Origin of the sequence: Borreliella californiensis (assembly GCF_014205885.1) — a bacterium.
Classification (GTDB): domain Bacteria; phylum Spirochaetota; class Spirochaetia; order Borreliales; family Borreliaceae; genus Borreliella; species Borreliella californiensis.
Map to the genome: position 1 here is coordinate 1 of NZ_JACHFB010000013.1, position 6,294 is coordinate 6,294.

General features: G+C 23.4%; 4 protein-coding genes. 2 read left to right on the forward strand and 2 right to left on the reverse strand.

The window, feature by feature from the left end; genetic code table 11:
- Positions 1 to 1,814: 1,814 nt before the first annotated feature.
- Both HNP67_RS07025 and HNP67_RS07030 read right to left on the reverse strand, forming a co-directional pair.
- Positions 1,815 to 2,027, reverse strand: coding sequence for a P52 family lipoprotein (locus HNP67_RS07025; protein WP_236845749.1), 213 nt, complete (start codon positions 2,025 to 2,027; stop codon positions 1,815 to 1,817).
- Positions 2,000 to 2,206, reverse strand: coding sequence for a hypothetical protein (locus HNP67_RS07030; RefSeq protein WP_236845750.1), 207 nt, complete (start codon positions 2,204 to 2,206; stop codon positions 2,000 to 2,002). The genes HNP67_RS07025 and HNP67_RS07030 overlap by 28 nt, the downstream gene beginning before the upstream one ends.
- A 1,882-nt stretch (positions 2,207 to 4,088) precedes the next feature.
- Here HNP67_RS07030 and HNP67_RS07035 point away from each other — a divergent pair.
- The gene (locus HNP67_RS07035) at positions 4,089 to 4,295 is read left to right on the forward strand and encodes a hypothetical protein (RefSeq protein WP_236845750.1); all 207 of its coding nucleotides are present in this window, start codon (positions 4,089 to 4,091) and stop codon (positions 4,293 to 4,295) included.
- Positions 4,268 to 4,480: a P52 family lipoprotein gene (locus tag HNP67_RS07040; protein ID WP_236845749.1), complete on the forward strand. Its 213-nt coding sequence runs from the start codon at positions 4,268 to 4,270 to the stop codon at positions 4,478 to 4,480. Before HNP67_RS07035 ends, HNP67_RS07040 begins: the two co-directional genes overlap by 28 nt.
- The last annotated feature ends 1,814 nt before the right edge of the window (positions 4,481 to 6,294 follow it).

Genomic DNA, 6,294 nt, shown 5'->3' on the forward strand with positions numbered 1-6,294 from the left:
CTCAAAGACAAAAAAGACGACAAATACACTAAAATATTGGCAGCTTTGAGTGAAGCAGCCAACAAGATAAAGAGTGCAGCAATGGCCATACATTTGTGCTTTAATAATTAAAACTGGGTATTTTGGTTTGCAATTCTAATAAAAAAGAAAAATTCTAAAAATTCCAACTAAAATCCCAAAGTAATTTTCTATTCAAAAAAAAACACCTGCAATCCTCTTGAATTTTTTTTCAAAGGAATTGTGGTTTTTTAATAAAAACCATTGAATATAATCAAATTATTCCATATTATGAGGTTAAAATATAATGAATAATCAAAAATTTCACAAACCTCCTATAGTATATATGATGGTTTGGGCTCTTCTAAAGTTAGTGTTTGTTCTAATTTGTCATTTTAAAAAGACTCTAGTTTTGTTTGCAAGCAAACTTTCTAGGTTTTTGATATTGTTTACTATATTCCTTATGCATCTAAACAGTGAAAGCAAAATCAAAATATAGATAACATAGTGAATTTCATTCTTGATGAGCTTCCAATAAATATCATTTTAAATATTGTCGAAACTTTTGCAAAAAAGAATGCATTTTAAAATATAAAAACAATATTATTAGATATTATCGATACTGTGAATGAAATTGATCTGAAATTGACTTTCAAAAATTTTTATGTCACAAGTTTGGGTTTATACTCAAAGATTCGTGTCTTAACTTTTATTAAAATTTTCTAATTCAATATGATTATTTTTTTAGAAAGACCAAAGGTATTTATCATGCTCCAGACCGATTGTCAATTTCATTGTCAAAAATCTTAACGAAATACTCAAAAAAATCAATCTTAAAAAGGGATTCTCGACTATTGACAAAGTTGCCGTTTTAAATTTTATAATTAGAACTGAAGCCTTTCTGTTAAAAACTGTCAAAATCACTTCAAATCATTCTCTAAAATCTTAAAAAGTTACCATAGAACACATACTAAAAAATGTTTGCGGATTTGATATTGGGATTAAATTTTGGAACTAAAATTTATCATAAACTTAATTATTCTAAATTATTTGAGTAGATACAAAAAATCTTTTGAGTATATCTATCAGTCAATCTAGTTTTAATGTCTTTTTTCAAAACCCAGATCATTTTTTCGAATTTTTGAATAAATATAAGAATTTTTATATTTATTATTACCTAATTTATCTTTGCTAAATTTCCTTAGTTTAGTTTAAAATAATCCAATCCCATTGAATATTTTACACCACTTTATAAGTTATGAATACTATATAAAAACCTTTTTTATCTTCTTTTCATAAGATTGGCAATCGTTTCATTAATATTGCATGCCAAATAACGTTATTAAAGCATTCCAATTTAAAAAAATCTTCTATGAAAATGTATTTAGACTTATAATTTTTTTGTTGTATTTTTGATACAATAAAATTTAATTTTATTAAAATCATTATCATTATTTAATTTTGATACATGTGTTTATTATTTATTAGGTATTTTTTATATTGTTGTAATAAATTTTTAAATCTGCAGATATAGAGTTAGAGACAATGTAAATGTTGAAATATAATTTAAATTATTTTCTTTTGGGAAAAATTAATCAGTCCACAAGTAAAGGTATACCTGCTTGTCTAATTTTTACTTGTGGGCTGATCAGAATATATTAATAGTTCCAATTATAAATTTCCCTATACTTTATAAAATTTTTGATAAATCAAAATATAAGAAAATCTATATCTGTAGACTTAACAAAATAAAAAGTGTTAATCAACAATAATTATTCATTATAACTTATATACACGATAATTGTCTAAACGTAATTTCAATTTTTTTTTACCAAGCGAAATTTCTCATAAATCGATATTGAAAAGTCGTCAAAATTGTCTCTATCCAACACATACAAAAGTTTAAAAAAATTCACATCATTAATACATAAATAGAATATAAAAACCTCATTTTCAAACACATTATTACCAAGCTTTACTTTAATTTTACGAAATAGGTTGATTAATTCTTTAGATTTTTTTGGCCCCAAACTAAAAAAAACTCATTTAAAATGTCTCGACTTTTATGTGGAGACAATAAATTCATTGTCTCCACATCATTTTCTAGATCCACAATAGGCTCGTAAAACTTATAAATAAAACTTTTAATATCTTTTAAAACACAAATTTCGACAGCATTTAATTCTAAATAGACAAATATGTTTTTCATTATATATGAAAAACATATAGCAATTTTTACAAACAATAAAAATTTGTTAACGAATTTATATGAAATTATTTGAGCTAGCCTTTACAATTCTATTATTTATTGAACACAATCACTGTAAATTGCAAATTGCTCGAACTATATTTGTTTAATATTATCTAAATTGTTTATAAGTCAATTATATCTGTATTTGTAATTTAAGATTGTTGTAATAATATTATCTATTATGAGTAATATACAAGATTTACGTTTTGTATGTTGAGATAAAGGGGCAGTTTTTTTGTATAAATTTTGTTGTAAAAAAATTTCATTAATTTTTGTATACTCTGTAATAGAGTATACCTCCTTTTTTATTAAATTATTGACTTTATTTTTTTTGCACTGATTTTCTGAAGGGCTGTCCCTCTATGTGTGATTTTAGAATAAAATTTTATTGTTGTTAATGAGCCTCTAAATAAATTGATAATAATCTCATAATATTGTGGAATTAGCAAGCTTATAATCAAAAAAATATACCCGCTTTTATTTTTACTTGTGGTTATGGGCTTTCTTAGTTATAGATTTAACAGTTATTTTCACACTAAAATCAATGATAGCGGTGACTATACCTATATTTGGTAATTCTTGGAGTTCGTCTGTAATAAATTGAATATCTGTTGTAGTTTAAATATCTGTTGTATCTTGAATATTTATTTGTTTGAGATTTTGGTATTTCTTTTTTCATATTTGATATGCTTGATGAAATATCTTAATTCAATTTACATGAAAAAACTAATAGTATAATTAAAATTGATAATTTCTTCATAAAAGTTTCTTAACGCTCCTATTGTAAAAAATAATTTATAATATAGTATATATCGATTTTCGCCGTTATCAAGGTAGATTTTATTCTAATCAATTTATTTGTTAAAAAAATACGGATTTATACTAATTAAAAATTAATATATTAATTTTTAATTAGTATAAATCCGTATTTTTTTAACAAATAAATTGATTAGAATAAAATCTACCTTGATAACGGCGAAAATCGATATATACTATATTATAAATTATTTTTTACAATAGGAGCGTTAAGAAACTTTTATGAAGAAATTATCAATTTTAATTATACTATTAGTTTTTTCATGTAAATTGAATTAAGATATTTCATCAAGCATATCAAATATGAAAAAAGAAATACCAAAATCTCAAACAAATAAATATTCAAGATACAACAGATATTTAAACTACAACAGATATTCAATTTATTACAGACGAACTCCAAGAATTACCAAATATAGGTATAGTCACCGCTATCATTGATTTTAGTGTGAAAATAACTGTTAAATCTATAACTAAGAAAGCCCATAACCACAAGTAAAAATAAAAGCGGGTATATTTTTTTGATTATAAGCTTGCTAATTCCACAATATTATGAGATTATTATCAATTTATTTAGAGGCTCATTAACAACAATAAAATTTTATTCTAAAATCACACATAGAGGGACAGCCCTTCAGAAAATCAGTGCAAAAAAAATAAAGTCAATAATTTAATAAAAAAGGAGGTATACTCTATTACAGAGTATACAAAAATTAATGAAATTTTTTTACAACAAAATTTATACAAAAAAACTGCCCCTTTATCTCAACATACAAAACGTAAATCTTGTATATTACTCATAATAGATAATATTATTACAACAATCTTAAATTACAAATACAGATATAATTGACTTATAAACAATTTAGATAATATTAAACAAATATAGTTCGAGCAATTTGCAATTTACAGTGATTGTGTTCAATAAATAATAGAATTGTAAAGGCTAGCTCAAATAATTTCATATAAATTCGTTAACAAATTTTTATTGTTTGTAAAAATTGCTATATGTTTTTCATATATAATGAAAAACATATTTGTCTATTTAGAATTAAATGCTGTCGAAATTTGTGTTTTAAAAGATATTAAAAGTTTTATTTATAAGTTTTACGAGCCTATTGTGGATCTAGAAAATGATGTGGAGACAATGAATTTATTGTCTCCACATAAAAGTCGAGACATTTTAAATGAGTTTTTTTTAGTTTGGGGCCAAAAAAATCTAAAGAATTAATCAACCTATTTCGTAAAATTAAAGTAAAGCTTGGTAATAATGTGTTTGAAAATGAGGTTTTTATATTCTATTTATGTATTAATGATGTGAATTTTTTTAAACTTTTGTATGTGTTGGATAGAGACAATTTTGACGACTTTTCAATATCGATTTATGAGAAATTTCGCTTGGTAAAAAAAAATTGAAATTACGTTTAGACAATTATCGTGTATATAAGTTATAATGAATAATTATTGTTGATTAACACTTTTTATTTTGTTAAGTCTACAGATATAGATTTTCTTATATTTTGATTTATCAAAAATTTTATAAAGTATAGGGAAATTTATAATTGGAACTATTAATATATTCTGATCAGCCCACAAGTAAAAATTAGACAAGCAGGTATACCTTTACTTGTGGACTGATTAATTTTTCCCAAAAGAAAATAATTTAAATTATATTTCAACATTTACATTGTCTCTAACTCTATATCTGCAGATTTAAAAATTTATTACAACAATATAAAAAATACCTAATAAATAATAAACACATGTATCAAAATTAAATAATGATAATGATTTTAATAAAATTAAATTTTATTGTATCAAAAATACAACAAAAAAATTATAAGTCTAAATACATTTTCATAGAAGATTTTTTTAAATTGGAATGCTTTAATAACGTTATTTGGCATGCAATATTAATGAAACGATTGCCAATCTTATGAAAAGAAGATAAAAAAGGTTTTTATATAGTATTCATAACTTATAAAGTGGTGTAAAATATTCAATGGGATTGGATTATTTTAAACTAAACTAAGGAAATTTAGCAAAGATAAATTAGGTAATAATAAATATAAAAATTCTTATATTTATTCAAAAATTCGAAAAAATGATCTGGGTTTTGAAAAAAGACATTAAAACTAGATTGACTGATAGATATACTCAAAAGATTTTTTGTATCTACTCAAATAATTTAGAATAATTAAGTTTATGATAAATTTTAGTTCCAAAATTTAATCCCAATATCAAATCCGCAAACATTTTTTAGTATGTGTTCTATGGTAACTTTTTAAGATTTTAGAGAATGATTTGAAGTGATTTTGACAGTTTTTAACAGAAAGGCTTCAGTTCTAATTATAAAATTTAAAACGGCAACTTTGTCAATAGTCGAGAATCCCTTTTTAAGATTGATTTTTTTGAGTATTTCGTTAAGATTTTTGACAATGAAATTGACAATCGGTCTGGAGCATGATAAATACCTTTGGTCTTTCTAAAAAAATAATCATATTGAATTAGAAAATTTTAATAAAAGTTAAGACACGAATCTTTGAGTATAAACCCAAACTTGTGACATAAAAATTTTTGAAAGTCAATTTCAGATCAATTTCATTCACAGTATCGATAATATCTAATAATATTGTTTTTATATTTTAAAATGCATTCTTTTTTGCAAAAGTTTCGACAATATTTAAAATGATATTTATTGGAAGCTCATCAAGAATGAAATTCACTATGTTATCTATATTTTGATTTTGCTTTCACTGTTTAGATGCATAAGGAATATAGTAAACAATATCAAAAACCTAGAAAGTTTGCTTGCAAACAAAACTAGAGTCTTTTTAAAATGACAAATTAGAACAAACACTAACTTTAGAAGAGCCCAAACCATCATATATACTATAGGAGGTTTGTGAAATTTTTGATTATTCATTATATTTTAACCTCATAATATGGAATAATTTGATTATATTCAATGGTTTTTATTAAAAAACCACAATTCCTTTGAAAAAAAATTCAAGAGGATTGCAGGTGTTTTTTTTTGAATAGAAAATTACTTTGGGATTTTAGTTGGAATTTTTAGAATTTTTCTTTTTTATTAGAATTGCAAACCAAAATACCCAGTTTTAATTATTAAAGCACAAATGTATGGCCATTGCTGCACTCTTTATCTTGTTGGCTGCTTCACTCAAAGCTGCCAATATTTTAGTGTATTTGTCGTCTTTTTTGTCTTTGAG

Bases quoted from the DNA above. Each gene is read 5' to 3' on its own strand.
- HNP67_RS07030 (WP_236845750.1), bottom strand. From the start codon at position 2,206: ATGAAAAACATATTTGTCTATTTAGAATTAAATGCTGTCGAAATTTGT.
- HNP67_RS07035 (WP_236845750.1), top strand. From the start codon at position 4,089: ATGAAAAACATATTTGTCTATTTAGAATTAAATGCTGTCGAAATTTGT.